The organism is Arthrobacter sp. P1_B4, from assembly GCF_056406555.1.
The window spans coordinates 33,567-49,895 of record NZ_JBFTZW010000014.1 but is presented as its reverse complement, the minus strand read 5'-3'; the positions used below and the strand labels follow the sequence as shown (position 1 = coordinate 49,895).

Genomic DNA, 16,329 nt, shown 5'->3' with positions numbered 1-16,329 from the left:
CCACCATCCCCAAGCTGAGGACTCCACGATGACCACCGAAACCCCGCTGCCCGTACTCGAGCTCCTGCCCGCCGTCGACGTTGTCAACGGACAGGCCGTCCGGCTCGTACAGGGCGAAGCCGGCAGCGAGACGAGCTACGGCACCCCGCTGGAGGCCGCCCTCAACTGGCAGCAGCAGGGGGCTGAGTGGGTGCATCTGGTCGACCTGGACGCCGCGTTTGGTCGCGGTTCCAACGCCGAGCTTCTGCGCGAGGTCGTCGGCCGGCTCGATATCAAGGTGGAGCTCTCCGGCGGCCTGCGCGACGACGAATCCCTGGAGAAAGCCCTCGACCTCGGCGTCGCCCGCGTCAACCTGGGCACGGCGGCACTGGAGAACCCGGAATGGACGGCCCGGGTGATCGATCGCTTCGGCGACAAGATTGCCGTCGGCCTGGATGTCCGCGGCACCACCCTCGCCGGCCGGGGCTGGACCAAGGAAGGCGGGGACCTCTGGGACGTGCTCGGCCGCCTCGAGGACGCCGGCTGCGCCCGGTACGTCGTGACTGATGTGACCAAGGACGGCACGCTCCAGGGCCCCAACGTCGAACTCCTGCGCCAGATGGTCGAGAAAACGGGCAAGCCGGTGGTCGCCTCCGGCGGCATTTCCAGCCTCGAGGATCTGAAGGTCCTGCGCTCCCTGGTGCCGCTCGGCGTCGAAGGCGCCATCGTCGGCAAGGCCCTCTACAACGGCAACTTCACCCTGCCCGAGGCCCTCGACGTCGCCGGCCGCCGCTAGCGGCGAAGGTGCCCATGACGCACACCCACGACCCCAATAACCCCCACGAGGCAGTGCAGGCAGGGACCGGGGCCGGTCCCGTCCGGCATCTGCCCGGGCACATCGCGGCGGCCCTCGCCGGCGCCGGCGGGGCCACCGACTCCGCCGGCCAACCCTGGGCAGGGCGCAGCCTGTCCGGCGATGACGCCAAGATCCACAATTTCGACAACGACGACGGCACCGCCGACGCCGGCTATCTGGCGGCTTTGTCCGACCTCGCCGCGGGCACTGGCGACGAAGCGGCCGTGGTGGCCGCGCTGGCCACCGCCCGGGTGTTCGTGCCCATCCTCGCCCAGCTCGCCGAAGAGGGCGAGGCCGCGGCCGGCCCCAACGGGGATCCGCTGCACTCGGACAAGCAGGCCGACATGGCCCTGGTGACGCTCAAGGCGCCGGACGGGCGGACGGCCATGCCGGTGTTCACCTCGGCGGCGTCACTTTCGGCGTGGCACCCGGAGGCCAGGCCGGTCGCCGTGTACGCGGCCCGGGCCGCCTTGTCAGCGGTCGCGGAAGGCGCGGAGCTGCTCGTGCTCGATCCCGGATCGGAAGTGACGTTCGTGGTCCGCCGGCCGGCAGTCTGGGCCCTCGCCCAACAGCAGCCATGGACGCCGTCATACGCCGATCCCGATCTCGCGGGTGCACTCGGGGAAGGCGCGGTTGGCTTTCCGGCGGTCCGCCGTGTTGAAATTCATCCGGGGGGTGGAGTTGCCTCGGCCACGGCCGATGGCAGGCGGCTCCCCGGTGGGGGAGCCGGCCCGGAACTCCGTGTGGTCCTCTATCTTGAAGACGGTCTCGACGCCGCCGGCGTGCAGTCGATCGTCGCCGGCCTCAATAACGCCTGGGCCCGGAATGAAATCTTTGCCGAGCGGGTTGATTCGATCGAGGTCAAGCTGCAGCGCGCAGCACCATAGCTGACGGCCCAACGGGGGGACCTCCCGGTGCTGCCGTGGGCAGTACCAGAAGGATATAGTCCGTGAATTTCGCGCTTTACCGTCAGCTGCTGGCCATCCGGCCCATCAGGCGCCTCCTGTTGGTCGGCATGATCGCCCGCATACCGCACTCGGCGGCCGGTGTCCTGCTGACCCTGCACATCGTCCTGACCCTCGGCCAGGGCTACGCGGCCGCCGGAGCGGCCGCCGCCGTGATGACGATCGGTATCGCTGTCGGCGCGCCCTGGCGCGGACGTCGGGTCGACACCGTGGGGCTGCGGAAGGCGCTGATTCCGTCTGTGGTCTCCGAGGCCGTGATCTGGTCGATCGTGCCGCACGTGTCCTACGAGGCCCTGTTGCCCCTGGTCTTCATCGGGGGCCTGCTGACCCTGCCTATCTTCAGCGTGGTGCGGCAGTCGCTGGGCGTGCTGGCCCCCGGGGAACAGCGCCGGACTGCCTTTGCGCTCGACGCCATCGCCACCGAGCTGGTCTTCATGATCGGCCCGGCCGTCGGGGCCGTCGTCGCCACCAGCGGCCAGTCCGTCCTGGGCCTGACAGTCGTGGGAGTGGCCACATCCGTCGCCGGGCTCTTCCTGATGTGGTTCAACCCGCCCACCCGGAGTGCTTCCCCGGACGCCGGGCTTGAGGCGCAGGAGCTGGAGTGCGCGGAAGCCGCTGTGGTCGCCGCCGCGCCGGCCCATCTGCAGGAGGCCGCAGCCGAACTGGCACCCCTTGCGGCCGCCGCCGAGGAGCGGCGGCGGCGGGGATCCGGCCTGCGCCACCGGGTCATCCACAACTTCAGCTGGTTCACCGCCGCCGTAGCCGCCGTGTTTGCCGTCGGCGCCGGTGCCGGCATGGTCCTCAGCGGCACCGACGTCGGCATCGTCGCGGCGCTCCAGACCGGCGGCCACCAGGCCGAAATCGGCATCGTGTTCCTCTTCTGGTGCGCGGCCTCGGTGGTGGGCGGCGTCCTCTACGGCGCCATGCACCGGGCCGTTTCCCCGATCCTCCTGTTGCTGGGGATGTCAGCGCTGACGGTCCCGATGGCCTTCGCGACCGACGTCTGGACGCTCAGCCTGCTCGCGTTGCTGCCGGGTCTGCTGTGCGCGCCGGTGTTGTCCGCGGCCTCGGAAAAGGTGGCCGAACTGGTGGATGAAAGCCGGCGCGGCGAGGCGATGGGCTGGTACGGGTCATCGCTCACCGGCGGAGTGGCCCTGGGTGCGCCGCTTGCCGGGCTGTTCATTGACCTCATCGGCCCGTCGGCCGGCTTCGTCTCAGTGGGGTTGGCGGGCGTGGCCCTCTGCCTGGTGGGACTGGCCCTGCAACAGGTCCGGCGCAGCCGCCTGGCCCGCGTCTGAACGCGGGCCGGCCCCACTGCGCCAACCCGGGCACGCGCCCGGGCCGTGCGGACGGAAAATCGTGCGGACGGAAAATCGTGCGAACGGAAAAATAGCGACGCCGGCGGGCGGACTTGGGTGGTCCGCACGCCGGCGTTGTCCTGGCTGACGAGTGCTTAGTTGACGGGGCCGGTGTACTTCTCGCCCGGGCCCTTGCCCGGAGCGTCCGGGATGATCGATTCTTCGCGGAAGGCCAACTGGAGCGAACGGAGTCCGTCGCGCAACGGTCCAGCGTGCTGTGAGCCGATTTCGGGCGCCGCCGCGGTCACCAGACCGGCGAGGGCGGTGATCAGCTTGCGGGCCTCGTCCAGGTCCTTGAGGTCCTGGGCATTTTCCTCGGCGGCGAGGCCGAGCTTTACCGCGGCGGCGCTCATCAGGTGCACGGCGGCCGTGGTGATGACCTCGATCGCGGGGACTTCCGAGATGTCGCGGATCTGCTGCGAGACGTCCGCCTGGGCGGCCGCGGGCTCGAAGACGTGGGAATTACTATCTGAAGTGCTCATGCTGGTAAGCTTGTCACAGACCGACTAAATGTCGTTATTCTCAAGCTTTTATAGAATGCAGTGTTCTGACTGGCAGTGCTTGTCACTGAAGTTGGCGCCCGCCGCGCATACGTGCGTTGAACGGGTGTTTTTCTGTAGAGTTGGCTTTAGTTTGCAAGCGGAGTTCTCTCCCACCCGCGTCAGCCGCGAAACTTCCTTCGGGAAGCCCCTCCTGTTCAGGAGTCAAGGTTGCCGGGTACCTGGTCGGGCACTACCTCGGACTCCGGTCCGCAGGAAGTGCATGTTGCCCCATTGAGGGCGGCAGTTCCGATCTCGAGGCCTTCGATTGCTCCGGCAATTGGGGGCCTTCTCTTTTTGCCGGTGGAATACCCCTCACGAACACAGGAGCTTTAACATTAGCGAGCCAAGAATCAATGAGCGTATCCGCGTCCCCGAGGTGCGGCTGGTCGGCCCTGCAGGCGAACAAGTAGGAATTGTCCGTATTGAGGATGCCCTGCGTTTGGCTGCCGAGTCCGATCTTGATCTCGTTGAAGTTGCACCGCAGGCGAAGCCTCCGGTGTGCAAGCTGATGGACTTCGGCAAGTACAAGTACGAAGCCGCTGTCAAGGCACGCGAGGCCCGGAAGAACCAGACCAACACGGTCCTGAAGGAAATCCGTTTCCGCCTGAAGATCGACACCCACGACTACGAAACGAAGCGCGGCCACGCGCTCCGCTTCCTCGGTGCCGGCGACAAGGTCAAGGCCATGATCCAGTTCCGCGGCCGCGAGCAGCAGCGCCCCGAGATGGGCATCCGCCTGCTCCAGCGCTTCGCCGACGACGTCGCCGAAGTTGGTGTGGTGGAGTCCAGCCCGCGCATCGATGGCCGCAACATGGTCATGGTGGTTGGCCCGCTGAAGAACAAGGCCGAAGCCAAGGCGGAGGCCCGCCGCGCAACGCAGCGCGCAGAAGCCAAGGCTGAGAACGAAGCCAAGGCTTCGGGACGCGTCGATGTCTCCGGTGGCAACGCCCCGCTGACCCAGACGCTGTCGGACCTCCTGCCGGAAGGCTACGTCGTATCGTCGGAGGCACCCGCAGCGGAGGCCCCCGTCGAAGAAGCCAAGGTTGACGAGACCAAGGTCGAAGAGACCAAGGTCGAAGAGACCAAGGTTGAAGAAGCCAAGGTTGAAGCGGCTCCGGTCGAAGAGACCAAGGCCGACGAGGCCCCCGCCCAGGACGCGGCGGCGGAAACCGCTCCGAAGGCAGCCGAGGAGCCGGCAGCAGCGAAGGCTCCGGCCGCTCCGAAGGCAGCCGAGAAGCCGGCAACAGCGAAGGCTCCGGCGGCTCCGAAGGCAGCCGAGAAGCCGGCAGCAGCGAAGGCTCCCGCGGCTCCGAAGGCCGCTCCGGCCCCGGCGGCAGCGAAGGCTCCCGAGGAAAAGGCAGCCGCTCCGGCAGCAGCGCCGAAGCCGGTTGCTGCTCCGAAGCCGGTACCCAGGCCCGCAGCGCCGAAGCCCGCCGCACGGCCGGCCGCCCCCCGGGCAGCCGCCAAGCCTGGCACCAAGAAGACCAACTAGTTCACGGCTGCCGGACAGCAATGTCCGGCAGCAGGCAACCAGCACGCCGCCCGCAGGGGTGGCTGCACGAAAGAGCTGCAGACTTTTCTGCGGATACGTAAGGAGATCGGTTCCCATGCCGAAGATGAAGACCCACAGCGGTGCTAAGAAGCGCTTCAAGCTGACCGGTACCGGCAAGCTGCGCCGCCAGCAGGCCAACCGCCGCCACTACCTCGAGCACAAGTCCTCCCGGCTGACCCGTCGCCTTGCCGGCGACAAGATCGTCTTCAAGGGCGACGCCAAGGTCATCCGGAAGATGCTCGGCATCTAAGTTCCAAGTTCTCTGACTGTTCGCCACCTGGCAGCAGTCAACTACCAAAAAGGCTTCTCAGGCCAGCCGGACCGTTCCGGCAGTAGACGCTTGGGATCAGAAATTTTCTAAGGAGTACGCACGTGGCACGTGTGAAGAGGGCGGTTAACGCCCACAAGAAGCGCCGGGTTATCCTCGAACGCGCAAAGGGTTACCGCGGACAGCGTTCACGCCTGTACCGCAAGGCAAAAGAGCAGCTGCTGCACTCGTTTGTGTACAGCTATGGTGACCGCAAGAAGAAGAAGGGCGACTTCCGCCGTCTTTGGATCCAGCGCATCAACGCTGCATCCCGCGCCAACGGCCTGACCTACAACCGCCTGATCCAGGGCCTGAAGGCCGCTGAGGTTGAGGTTGACCGCCGTATGCTGGCCGAGCTGGCCGTTTCCGACGCCAACGCCTTCGCCGCGCTGGTCAAGGTCGCCAAGGACTCGCTGCCTGCCGACACGTCCGCTCCGGCCGTCCAGGCTGAGGCTGCTCCGGCTCCCAAGGCTGCCAAGAAGGCTCCCGCGAAGAAGCCTGCTGCCAAGAAGGCCGCCGACGAGGCTGCAAAGTAGTTCCTCCCGCAGTTGAAAGACTGCCTCGTTCAAGAGCCGGCTGGAATAGCCACTAAGGTTCTTATATGAACGAAACCGGGCGCCCGCAAGACTTTCCACTCTCCAACCCCCGAGCTGATCGGATGAGGAAGGTGGCACAGCTTGCCGGGCGCCCGGCCCGTTTAAAGCGTCGCGAGTTCCTGGCCGAAGGCCCGCAGGCGGTCCGAGAGGCCTTGGTCCTGCACCGGAAGAGGATCGCCGCGGGGGAGCCCGGCATCGTCTATGAGGTGTACGCCACCGAGGCCTGCCTGGACCGCCACCCGGAGCTGGAGCAGCTGGCCGAGGGAACCCACGCGCACCTCGCAACCGACGAAGTGATCGCTGCGATGGCGGATACCGTCACGCCACAGGGCATCGTCGCCGTCTGCGGCTTCCTGGACGTCAGCCTTGAGCACGTGCTCGACGCCGGCCCGCGGCTGATTGCCGTCCTGTGCCAGGTCCGCGACCCCGGCAACGCCGGCACCGTGTTGCGGGCGGCCGACGCCGCCGGCGCCGACGCCGTCATCCTGACCGGCTCGAGCGTGGATATCTACAACCCCAAGGCCGTGCGGTCGACGGCGGGTTCCCTGTTCCATCTGCCCGTCGTCCTCGGCGCGGAGGTCGAGGAAGTCGTGGCCCGCTGCCGGGAGCGTGGCGTCGGCGTGCTGGCCGCGGACGGCAAGGGACAACTGGACCTGGACCGTCTCCAGGACGAGAACGCCGCCCGCCGCCTGGGGGCCTCCGCCGCCGAATCGGTGTATGCGTTGGAACAGCCGACCGCCTGGCTCTTCGGCAACGAGGCCCAAGGCCTGTCCGAGGACGAGATCGCGCTGGCCGACCACCGGGTGGCCGTGCCGGTGTACGGGGAAGCGGAAAGCCTGAACCTCGGCACCGCAGCCACCGTCTGCCTGTACGCCAGCGCCCGCTCCCAGCAAACCCCCTAGCCGCCCGGCAGGAAACCAGCGGGTCCGGCAGGAATTCCTGTCCAAAAAAAGCAGGCCAAACGAACGGCGGGGCCCACCGAATGGTGAGCCCCGCCGTCGTACTGTCACTGCCGCCCCCACACAAAGTGTGCGGCCAGTGCCTTGAAGAATTAGGTGGTGGTCTTGTTGCGCCCTGTGATGGCGCCGTAGATGAGCGCGGCCGCGAGGCCACCGACGATGGCCAGGAGCCAGGAACCGAGATTCCAGAATTCCATCTTGCCGCCGCCGAACAGCAGGTCCCCGATCCAGCCGCCAACAATTGCGCCGACGACGCCGAGCACGAGGCTGGTAACCCAGCCGCCACCGACCCTGCCGGGCAAGAGTGCCTTGACGATTGCACCCACTATGAGTCCGAGAATGATCCAGCCAAGAAAGCCCATGTCTCCTCCTACATATTTTTCGGCATCCAAATTGTGAATACCGAATATGGCTTCAAGCTAACATAGGGCGGATTGCTTGTCAGCAGGGGACTACCCAATCGTTACGTGGCAGCGTTGGTCCCGCCGCGGTTCGGCGCCGGCCCGGAAACCGGTACGGTATTCCTTGTGGGCGCTGGGTTCTTCCGGTGTTCGCATACACCCCGGAAGAACCCCATAAGGAGAAGCTCACGTGGCTGCAAATGGCGGTACCAAGGCGATTCTCGCGGCGCTGGCCGCAAACCTGACCATCGCCGTTTTGAAGTTCGTCGCCTACTTTCTGACGCTGTCCTCGTCCATGCTGGCCGAGGCGATTCACTCCCTCGCGGACTCCGGCAACCAGCTGCTGCTCCTGCTCGGCGGCAAACGCGCAAAGCGGGAAGCCAGCCCCGAGCACCCCTTCGGCTACGGCCGCGAGCGTTACATCTACGCCTTCATCGTTTCGATTGTGCTTTTCAGCGTCGGCGGCCTGTTCGCACTGTACGAGGCCTGGGGAAAAATCCAGCACCCGCACGCCATCGAAGGGGACTTCTGGTGGGTGCCGCTGGCCGTCCTGATCGGCGCGATCATTGCCGAGTCCTTCTCGTTCCGGACAGCGATCATCGAATCCAACCCGCTCCGCGGGAAGCAAAGCTGGGTTAAATTCATCCGCAACGCCAAGCAGCCTGAACTCCCGGTCATCCTGCTCGAGGATTTCGGTGCCCTCGTGGGCCTGGTGTTCGCGCTCTTCGGCGTGGGCCTGACGCTCCTGACCGGGAACGGCATCTGGGACGCCCTCGGCACCGCGATGATCGGTCTGCTGCTCGTGTCGATCGCCGTGGTCCTGGCCATGGAAACCAAGTCGCTGCTGCTGGGCGAGTCGGCCACCCGCGATGACGTCGCCAAGATCCGCAGCGCGATCGAGGCCGGCGGCACCAGCATCATTCACCTCAAGACCATGCACCTTGGCCCTGAGGAGCTCTTGGTGGCGGCCAAGATCAGCATCGGCCGCTCGGACTCGGGCCAGGACATAGCGAAGGCGATTGATGACGCGGAGGTCCGGGTCCGCGAAGCCGTCCCGATTGCCCGGGTCATCTACCTGGAACCGGACGTGCAGCGCGTCAGCGCCCCCTAAGCCGCCCGGCCCCTAGGGAGAACGGAAGCCACTAGGGATAACGGAAGCCACTAGGATAGCGGCAGCCGACAGATGGAACGGCGGCCCCTCAACGAAACAGCAGTCCGGTCCAGTGCTTCACTGGACCGGACTGCTGTTCTTTTTGGAGAATTTGGGCGCTGGTACCTCGGTCTCGGCCTCTGCCTCTTCCTCTGCCGTTGCCGTGGCTGTTCTGCCGGGGTACCTCTGCCGCGGCTGTTGCGCCGCGGCGGCGGGGTGGCTAGGAGGCCAGCGGCCGCCGGCGTTCTACGGCGCCGCTGAAGGCGGCGACCCCGAGCCCCAGCACGGCCAGGACGGCGCCCACGAGCGCGGGAGCGACGTATCCCCAGCCCCAGGCGATCACCAGGCCGCCCAGGAAGGCACCGAGGGCGTTGGCGACGTTGAGCGCAGCATGGTTCAGCGAGGAGGCCAGCGACGGTGCATCCGGGGACGCATCGAGCAGCCTCGTCTGCAGGGCGGGAACGAGCATGGACCCTGCGGCGCCAACGACGAACACCATGACCAGCGCGGACCAGGCCCAGTGGACGCCCACGGCATAAACCACGAGTGCCACCGCCGTGCCGGGCAGGACCCAGTAAATCGTGCCCATGACGGACTTGTCGGCGATCCGGCCGCCAACGATGTTGCCCACCACCATGCCCACGCCGTACAGCGCCACGACCAGCGGCAGCCAGATCGCCGGGAGGCCGGCGACGGAGGTCATGGTGTGCGAAATGTAGGTGTAGGTCGCGAAGAACCCGCCGAAGCCGACGATGCCGACCAGGATGGCAAGCCACACCTGCAGCCGCTTGAGCGCGCCGAGCTCCCTGCGGAAGCTGGCATCGGCGTGCGGTTTCTGGAACGGGACAAACTTCCACAGCATGAAGAGCGTAATGATGCCGATCAGGCCCACCAGCAGGAACAGCAGCCGCCACCCGTAGCTCTGGCCCAGCCAGGTGGCGAAGGGGACGCCAATGACGTTGGATACTGTCAGCCCCGCCATGACCATCGAAATGGCCCAACCCCGCTTGGTCGGCGCCACCAGGGAGGCGGCAATCACGGCCGCGACCCCGAAGAAGGCGCCGTGGGGGAGTCCCGCGGCGAACCGGGACACCAGCATGGAGCCGTAGTCCGGGGCGAGGAAGGAACTGAGGTTGGCGACGCTGAAGAAGAGCATGAGCCCGAGGGCCAGATACTTCCGCGGGAGTTTGGCTCCCACCGCGGCCAGCACCGGCGCGCCGATCACGACGCCGAGGGCGTAGGCCGAAATCAGGTGACCTGCCTCGGGCGTGCTGATGTTCAGGCCCTGTTCGATCTCCTTGAGCAGGCCCATCATGGTGAATTCCGTGGTGCCGATGCCAAAGCCGCCCATCGCGAGGGCAATGATTGCCAGGGCAACGTGACGGGTGCCGGTCTTGGTCGGCGCCGGGGCGTGTGTGGTGGTTGTCATTCGTCTTTTCGGAGAGATTTTCCGGGAGAGACCGGATGGATCGGACAGATAAATATGCTTTTAAGAACCGGGAGGGGGCGCCGAATATTCCGGAAGGTGTCGTGGCGGCCGCCTCCACCATTGTCCCCTACCTGAGCCGGCCCCGGCCCCCGGCCTCGAGCGCCGGACCCTGCGCCCGCCTTAGACTTGAGGGCGTGACTGGACTCATAGGCGTCGTTGGCGGCGCAGTAGTGGACTCGCTGGCCGACCCGGGCATGCTCCTTGTGGCCCGGCGCACGGCGCCGCCGCAGTTTGCCGGAATGTGGGAGTTCCCGGGCGGAAAAGTCGAAGCAGGAGAGGCCGCCGAGGACGCCTTGCACCGCGAGCTCCAGGAAGAACTGGGCGTGCTGGTGCGGCTCGGGGCGGAACTGCCCGCGGAAACCGCCGCGGGCTGGCCGCTCAACGCGAAGGCGGCGATGAGGGTCTGGTTCGCGGAGCTCGCGCAGGGAGAACCCCGGCCGCTGGAGGACCATGACGAATTGCGCTGGCTCGACCTCCGCAATCCGGCAGGGGTCCTGGACCTGCCGTGGATCCCGGCGGACCTCCCCATCGTCGAGGCCCTCCTGGCGGCTGTGCAGGCCACCGGGACTCGCGGAGTGGAAGCGGGGCTGGGCCGCTGACCGGACTCGCCGCCGCGCTTCGGGAGCCCGCCTCTCGCCAAACCGTCAGGCATGTGCCTACTCTGATCCCAACCGAGAGGAGTGGCCCGTGCAGGTCGGTGTCGGACGAGAGCAGCGAGCCGGAGAACGTCGCGTCGCGGCCACACCGGAGACGGCCCGGCAGCTGACAGCGCTCGGGCTCCATCTCCTGGTCGAGAGCGGTGCCGGCACCGAAGCAGGCTTCGCCGACGCCGCTTTCAAGGAGGCCGGCGCGACGGTGATCTTCGAGCTCCCGTTCGAGGCCCTGGACGTCCTGTTGCATGTCCGCCCGCTCACCCCGGAGGCCGCGGCCCGGCTGCGGCCCGGCACCGTCACCATCGGGCTGGCTTCGCCGTCCTCGGAACTGCCAACCGTCCGGGCACTCGCCGCGGCCGGGATCACCTCTTTCGCCCTGGAGCTGCTTCCGCGGATCTCCCGGGCGCAGTCCATGGATGCGCTCAGCTCCCAGTCCCTGGTCACGGGCTACCGCGCCGTGCTGGAAGCCGCCGTCCGCTACCCGCGGTTCTTCCCGCTCTACATGACCGCCGCCGGTACCATCCCGCCGGCGAGGGTGCTGGTCCTTGGCGCCGGCGTCGCCGGGCTGCAGGCAATAGGCACGGCGAAGCGGCTCGGCGCCCGGGTCTCGGCCAACGACATCCGGGCCGCCTCCGCCGAGGAAGTCGCCTCGATGGGTGGCACCTTCATCAACCTGGACATCGATGCGGCGGCAGACGGAGCCGGAGGCTACGCCCGTGCCCTCGGCGAGGACCGGGCGCAACGCCAGCGCAGCCTCCTGGCCCCGCATGTCGCGGCGGCGGACGTCCTGATCACGACGGCCGCCATCCCCGGCCGGGCCGCTCCCTTGCTGGTGACCACCGCCATGGTGGCCGGCATGCGGGCGGGGTCTGTCGTCGTCGACCTCGCCGCGGAGTCCGGAGGCAACGTCGAAGGCGTGATCGCCGGCCAGGACGTGCAGGTGCCGGTCGACGGCGGATCGGTCACGCTCGTGGGTTTGCAGGACGCGGCATCCGCCATGCCCTCGGATGCGTCCCGGCTTTTCGCCCGGAACGTCAGCAACTTCCTCGCGCTCATGACCGACTGCGGCTCGGTGGCCCCGGACTTCGACGACGACGTGGTCGCCGGAACGTGCCTGACCCACGGCGGCACGGTGCGGCACGCCCCCACCGCGGAAGCATTGGAAAGGGAGGCGTGATGGGCCCCGTCGTGTTGCTGACCGTGGTGGTTCTCGCGGTGTTCGTTGGCTTCGAAGTCGTCTCCAAGGTCACCAGCAAACTGCACACGCCGCTCATGTCCGGCGCCAACGCCATCCACGGCATCATCCTGGTCGGCGCCATCATCGTGGCCGGACAGGCCAGTGACCCGTGGGTCCTCGGCATCGCGCTCCTGGCCGTCGTCCTGGCCACCGTCAACCTGGTGGGCGGCTTTGTGGTCACGGACCGGATGCTGGAGATGTTCAGCGCCCACAAGCGGACACGCATCCCCGCCTCAAGCGGCGCCGCCAAGGCTGGCGGAGCCGCGGGCGAAGGACACCCCGGCGAGGGGAGCTCCGCCGACGCGGCGGGGGAGTCCAAATGAGCCTCCTGAGCCCCGAATGGACAGCCCTGCTCTACCTTGTGGCCGCCGTCTGCTTCATCCTGGCGCTCAAGGGACTCAGCTCGCCACGAACGGCCCGCCGCGGCAACGCCATCGGCGCGGCCGGGGCGCTCCTCGCCGTCGTCACCGTCTTCCTCTCCGCGCGGCTGGAGAATGTTCCGCTCATCCTCGCGGCCATCGCCGTGGGGTCCGCGATTGCCTTCCCCGTGGCACGGCGGGTGCAGATGACCCAGATGCCCCAACTCGTGGCGCTCTTCAACGGCGTCGGGGGCGGGGCCGCGGCGCTCGTCGCCGTGCTGGAACTTGGCCACCAGGAAGATCCCTGGGTCCGCCTGGCCGTGGTCTTCACCATGCTGGTGGGGGCGGTGTCCTTTGCCGGCTCCGCGGTGACCGTGGGCAAGCTGCAGGAGCTCATCAGCACCCGTCCGCTGCTGTTCCCCGGGATGCCCTGGGTGATGGGGGCCGTCCTGCTGGGGGCGGTCTTCTCAGGAGCTCTGGTGGTCGTGACCGGGTCGCTGGGCTGGTCGCTCGCATTGCTGGGCCTGGGCCTCGCGGCCGGGCTGCTCCTGGTGCTGCCCGTGGGCGGGGCGGACGTGCCGATCGTGATCTCCCTGCTGAATGCGTTCACGGGGCTGGCGGTGGCAGCGTCGGGCGTGGTCCTGGGCAATGTCCTGCTGCTGGTCGCCGGGACGCTCGTGGGCGCGAGCGGCACCATCCTGACCAAGGTCATGGCCTCGGCCATGGGGCGCGGAGTCGGCGGAATCATGTTCGGGGCGTTCAAGGGCGGCTCGACGGCGGGTTCCACCGCCCTGAGCGACCGGCCAGTGCGTTCCTCGTCCCCGGAGGACATTGCCGTCCAGCTCGGCTACGCCCAGCGGGTGGTGATCGTTCCCGGTTATGGGCTCGCCGTGGCCCAGGGCCAGCACACTGTGGCGGAGCTTGCCACGGCCCTGGTCGCGCGCGGCGTGGACGTCGTGTTCGCCATCCACCCCGTGGCGGGACGCATGCCGGGCCACATGAACGTGCTGCTGGCCGAGGCCAACGTGCCGTACGAGTCACTGCGGGAGCTCGCGGAAGTCAACCCCGAATTCGCGACCACGGACATCGTTCTGGTAGTCGGGGCCAACGACGTCGTCAACCCGGCGGCCAAGTCCTCGCCGGGTTCGCCGATTTACGGGATGCCGATCCTGGAAGTGGTGCAGGCCCAGCAGGTCGTGTTCCTGAAGCGGTCCATGCGCCCGGGGTTTGCCGGCATCGAGAATGAGCTCCTGCACGATCCCAAGACCACCCTCCTGTTCGGCGACGCCAAGGATTCGCTGGCGAGGGTGCTCGGCGCGGTCAAGGCGCTCTAGGCATCCTGCGCCCGGCGGCTCAGGGCGCTTTCCGCTCCGGCAGCCCTGCTGCGCAGGGGACCCATGGCTCCGTGTGCTTGAGGTGGAGCGGACTTCAAAACAGTGTGGGCTGGGCCGTGCCGGAACGGGCAGCGCCGGCGTGGCGTGGGCTTGCGTGCCCCGCGGTGTCCGGGATGCTCCCGGCCGGGTACTGGGCTTCTTCCTCCCGGGCGTTGTCATGGTCGCTGCCCCCGTCAAGGTCCCGGTGGCTGAAGCCCTGCGAGCCGGAGAAGCCGTGCAGGTCCTTGAAATACCGGACCCGTCCTGCCAGCCACGCGCGGTATTCCTTGGATGCGTATGACCCGCTGCCGTACAGGCGGCGGTACTTGCCCGCCAGTTGCGGATGTTCCCGGGCGATCCACTGCATGAACCATTCACGGGTGCCCGGCTTCAGGTACAGCGCACCGGCCGTGACCCCTGTGGCGCCGGCCGCCGCGAGGGCCCCGAAGAGGGAATCGAGGGCCTCATCACTGTCGGAGAGCCACGGCAGGATGGGCATGGCCATGACGCCGCAGGGCAGGCCCGCTTCCCGCAGACGGGAGATGAGCTTCAGCCGGGCCCGTGGCCCAGGCGTGCCAGGCTCCACGGCCTCGGACAGCTGCCCGTTGGTCATGGCCAGCGAGATGCCCACCCCGACCGGCACTTGCGCCGCCGCATGCTTGAGGAGCGGGATGTCCCGGGCCAGGAGCGTGCCCTTGGTGAGGATGGACAGGGGAGTGCCGGAATCGGCCAGGGCACCAATGATGCCGGGCATGAGCTGGTAGCGGCCCTCGGCGCGCTGGTAGGGGTCGGTGTTTGTGCCAAGGGCCACGTGCTCGTGGCGCCAGGACGGCTTGGCCAGTTCCTTGCGCAGGACTTCGGCGGCGTTGATCTTGACCACCACTTGGCTGTCAAAGTCCAGGCCGGCGTCGAAGTCAAGGTAGGTGTGGCTCTTCCGGGCAAAGCAGTAGACGCACGCATGGCTGCAGCCGCGGTAGGGGTTGATGGTCCAGTCGAACGGCATCCGGGAACCGGCGACCACCTTGTTGAGCACCGATTTGGCGGTGACCTCATGGAAGGTGATCCCGGCAAATTCCGGGGTGGAGACCGTCCGCACGAGTCCGGCCAGCGGCAGCAGGGCAGCCGTGGGCGAAGCGGCGGAAACGGCGGCCGGGGAATCGCCGCGCTCAAGTGCTTGTGCGTCCCATCTCATGCCTACATTCGAATATATGTTCGACTGTATGTCAAGGATGCTGACGGGCGAGGCGGCGGCCGGTTGCAGCATGGGGCGGCCTGTGCAGCTGCGGGGATCGGGGCTTATGAAGCCAGCCGCTCACGGGCGTTGTGATCAGGGCCGGTCGGTTCAGTGGCGCGTTTGGTCTGGTTGACCTCGGCCCACACCGCATCGAGGGAGAGTCCGAGGACGCCGGCGATAGCGGCGATGGTCGGGAAGGCGGGGGTCGCTACGCGGCCCGTCTCGATCTTCCGGAGGGTCTCCGGTGAGACGCGTGCATCGAGTGCGATGTCGAGCATCGAGCGTTCCCCCCTGGCGCGGCGCAACAGGGCGCCGAGGCGCTGTCCGCGCTCGATCTCTGCGAATGTGAGGGGCAACCTGACCATGGCTTCGATTATACCGGGATAATATGACCGGTATAGTTATTGGACACGTGAGAAAGGCGCCGCATGATCGAGATCCTGAATCCCACCGAACTTGCCCGGGCCAAAGAAACAGGCGCCCTTGTAGCTGACATCCTGCAGACGCTGAAGAACCGCAGCACGGTCGGCGCGAACCTCCTGGACCTCGACCGATGGGCGCAGGCCATGATCGCCGAGGCTGGTGCGCAGTCCTGTTATGTCGACTACGAGCCGTCCTTCGGCCGCGGGCCGTTCGGACACTACATCTGCACGGCCGTCAACGACGCCGTGCTCCACGGACTCCCACGCGACTACACGCTGGCAGACGGCGACCTGCTGACACTCGACCTCGCCGTCTCCAAGCGGGGAGTCGCAGCAGACTCCGCCATCAGCTTCATCGTGGGCGACTCAAAGCCCCCGGGAAGCGTCGCGATGATCAGCGCGACCGAGCGCGCGCTCGGCGCAGGGATAGCCGCTGCCCGGCCCGGAGCCAGGATCGGCGACATCTCCCATGCCATCGGCTCGGTCCTTGGCGAGGCGGGGTACCCGATCAACACCGAGTTCGGGGGCCATGGCATCGGATCGACCATGCACCAGGACCCGCACATTCCCAACACCGGACGGCCGGGCCGTGGCTACAAGCTGCGCCCCGGGCTGCTGCTCGCACTGGAGCCATGGGTCATGGCCGACACCGCTGAACTCATCACCGACGCCGACGGGTGGACGCTCCGAAGCGCGACCGGCTGCCGGACAGCACACAGTGAGCACACGATCGCCATCACCAACGACGGGGCCGAAATCCTCACCCTGCCGACGCGGACACACGCATGAGGCCGGAGCGACACCTGCCCCGGCGGCCAAGTGTGGACGGGGCCGGGTCGAGGGTGCCGCGGGGTGCCGCCTTACCGCGGCAGTGGGAGGGCGTTGTTAGGCTGGGGC

General features: G+C 67.6%; 18 protein-coding genes. 13 read left to right on the top strand and 5 right to left on the bottom strand.

Going from position 1 to position 16,329, the window contains the following annotated elements; all coding sequences use genetic code 11:
* Positions 1–28: 28 nt before the first annotated feature.
* The 3 genes from priA (at position 29) to AC1D1W_RS08360 (ending at position 3,098) form a co-directional block, all read left to right on the top strand.
* Positions 29–775 (top strand): bifunctional 1-(5-phosphoribosyl)-5-((5-phosphoribosylamino)methylideneamino)imidazole-4-carboxamide isomerase/phosphoribosylanthranilate isomerase PriA, encoded by a 747-nt coding sequence (gene priA, locus AC1D1W_RS08370; RefSeq protein ID WP_243181770.1) that lies wholly within the window; start codon positions 29–31, stop codon positions 773–775.
* Between the two features lie 14 nt (positions 776–789).
* Positions 790–1,722 (top strand): SseB family protein, encoded by a 933-nt coding sequence (locus AC1D1W_RS08365; RefSeq protein WP_243181771.1) that lies wholly within the window; start codon positions 790–792, stop codon positions 1,720–1,722.
* A gap of 62 nt (positions 1,723–1,784) precedes the next feature.
* Entirely contained in the window at positions 1,785–3,098 is a 1,314-nt protein-coding gene (locus tag AC1D1W_RS08360; RefSeq protein WP_243181772.1) for an MFS transporter, read from the top strand.
* Between the two features lie 155 nt (positions 3,099–3,253).
* Here the strand turns inward: AC1D1W_RS08360 and AC1D1W_RS08355 are convergent, their stop codons facing one another.
* The gene (locus tag AC1D1W_RS08355) at positions 3,254–3,640 is read right to left on the bottom strand and encodes a DUF1844 domain-containing protein (RefSeq protein WP_476943414.1); all 387 of its coding nucleotides are present in this window, start codon (positions 3,638–3,640) and stop codon (positions 3,254–3,256) included.
* Positions 3,641–4,076: 436 nt separating this feature from the next.
* Here AC1D1W_RS08355 and infC point away from each other — a divergent pair, with 436 nt between their 5' ends.
* From infC to AC1D1W_RS08335, 4 genes are all read left to right on the top strand, one after another.
* The gene (infC, locus tag AC1D1W_RS08350; protein WP_476943413.1) at positions 4,077–5,192 is read left to right on the top strand and encodes a translation initiation factor IF-3; all 1,116 of its coding nucleotides are present in this window, start codon (positions 4,077–4,079) and stop codon (positions 5,190–5,192) included.
* 115 nt (positions 5,193–5,307) lie between these two features.
* Positions 5,308–5,502: a 50S ribosomal protein L35 gene (gene rpmI, locus AC1D1W_RS08345; protein WP_003798720.1), complete on the top strand. Its 195-nt coding sequence runs from the start codon at positions 5,308–5,310 to the stop codon at positions 5,500–5,502.
* A gap of 122 nt (positions 5,503–5,624) precedes the next feature.
* A complete protein-coding gene (gene rplT, locus AC1D1W_RS08340; RefSeq protein ID WP_028277244.1) occupies positions 5,625–6,095 on the top strand; it encodes a 50S ribosomal protein L20 in 471 nt (156 codons plus the stop codon).
* Positions 6,096–6,160: 65 nt separating this feature from the next.
* Positions 6,161–7,057 carry a TrmH family RNA methyltransferase gene (locus tag AC1D1W_RS08335; RefSeq protein WP_028277245.1) on the top strand — a complete coding sequence of 299 codons (897 nt, stop codon included), beginning with the start codon at positions 6,161–6,163 and terminating at the stop codon, positions 7,055–7,057.
* A gap of 149 nt (positions 7,058–7,206) precedes the next feature.
* Here the strand turns inward: AC1D1W_RS08335 and AC1D1W_RS08330 are convergent, their stop codons facing one another.
* Positions 7,207–7,476, bottom strand: coding sequence for a GlsB/YeaQ/YmgE family stress response membrane protein (locus AC1D1W_RS08330; protein WP_028277246.1), 270 nt, complete (start codon positions 7,474–7,476; stop codon positions 7,207–7,209).
* A gap of 229 nt (positions 7,477–7,705) precedes the next feature.
* Here AC1D1W_RS08330 and AC1D1W_RS08325 point away from each other — a divergent pair, with 229 nt between their 5' ends.
* On the top strand, positions 7,706–8,626 hold the full coding sequence (locus AC1D1W_RS08325) for a cation diffusion facilitator family transporter (protein ID WP_028277247.1): 921 nt from the start codon (positions 7,706–7,708) through the stop codon (positions 8,624–8,626).
* A 259-nt stretch (positions 8,627–8,885) separates the two neighbouring features.
* Here the strand turns inward: AC1D1W_RS08325 and AC1D1W_RS08320 are convergent, their stop codons facing one another.
* Positions 8,886–10,094 carry an MFS transporter gene (locus AC1D1W_RS08320; RefSeq protein ID WP_476943412.1) on the bottom strand — a complete coding sequence of 403 codons (1,209 nt, stop codon included), beginning with the start codon at positions 10,092–10,094 and terminating at the stop codon, positions 8,886–8,888.
* Between the two features lie 194 nt (positions 10,095–10,288).
* Between AC1D1W_RS08320 and AC1D1W_RS08315 the strand changes: the two genes are divergently transcribed.
* From AC1D1W_RS08315 to AC1D1W_RS08300, 4 genes are all read left to right on the top strand, one after another.
* Positions 10,289–10,753 carry a (deoxy)nucleoside triphosphate pyrophosphohydrolase gene (locus AC1D1W_RS08315; RefSeq protein WP_308197254.1) on the top strand — a complete coding sequence of 155 codons (465 nt, stop codon included), beginning with the start codon at positions 10,289–10,291 and terminating at the stop codon, positions 10,751–10,753.
* 88 nt (positions 10,754–10,841) lie between these two features.
* Positions 10,842–11,984 carry an NAD(P) transhydrogenase subunit alpha gene (locus AC1D1W_RS08310; RefSeq protein ID WP_243181776.1) on the top strand — a complete coding sequence of 381 codons (1,143 nt, stop codon included), beginning with the start codon at positions 10,842–10,844 and terminating at the stop codon, positions 11,982–11,984.
* Positions 11,984–12,367, top strand: a complete 384-nt coding sequence (locus AC1D1W_RS08305; RefSeq protein WP_459384320.1) for an NAD(P) transhydrogenase subunit alpha part 2 — start codon at positions 11,984–11,986, stop codon at positions 12,365–12,367. Before AC1D1W_RS08310 ends, AC1D1W_RS08305 begins: the two co-directional genes overlap by 1 nt.
* On the top strand, positions 12,364–13,737 hold the full coding sequence (locus AC1D1W_RS08300; RefSeq protein WP_028277251.1) for an NAD(P)(+) transhydrogenase (Re/Si-specific) subunit beta: 1,374 nt from the start codon (positions 12,364–12,366) through the stop codon (positions 13,735–13,737). The genes AC1D1W_RS08305 and AC1D1W_RS08300 overlap by 4 nt, the downstream gene beginning before the upstream one ends.
* Positions 13,738–13,831: 94 nt before the next feature.
* Here AC1D1W_RS08300 and AC1D1W_RS08295 read toward each other — a convergent pair whose 3' ends face one another.
* Together AC1D1W_RS08295 and AC1D1W_RS08290 are read right to left on the bottom strand one after the other, a co-directional pair.
* Positions 13,832–14,968, bottom strand: coding sequence for an Rv2578c family radical SAM protein (locus tag AC1D1W_RS08295; RefSeq protein WP_476943411.1), 1,137 nt, complete (start codon positions 14,966–14,968; stop codon positions 13,832–13,834).
* A 104-nt stretch (positions 14,969–15,072) separates the two neighbouring features.
* Positions 15,073–15,375 carry a helix-turn-helix domain-containing protein gene (locus tag AC1D1W_RS08290; RefSeq protein WP_028277253.1) on the bottom strand — a complete coding sequence of 101 codons (303 nt, stop codon included), beginning with the start codon at positions 15,373–15,375 and terminating at the stop codon, positions 15,073–15,075.
* Positions 15,376–15,438: 63 nt separating this feature from the next.
* Here AC1D1W_RS08290 and map point away from each other — a divergent pair, with 63 nt between their 5' ends.
* A complete protein-coding gene (gene map, locus AC1D1W_RS08285; protein ID WP_476943410.1) occupies positions 15,439–16,221 on the top strand; it encodes a type I methionyl aminopeptidase in 783 nt (260 codons plus the stop codon).
* The last annotated feature ends 108 nt before the right edge of the window (positions 16,222–16,329 follow it).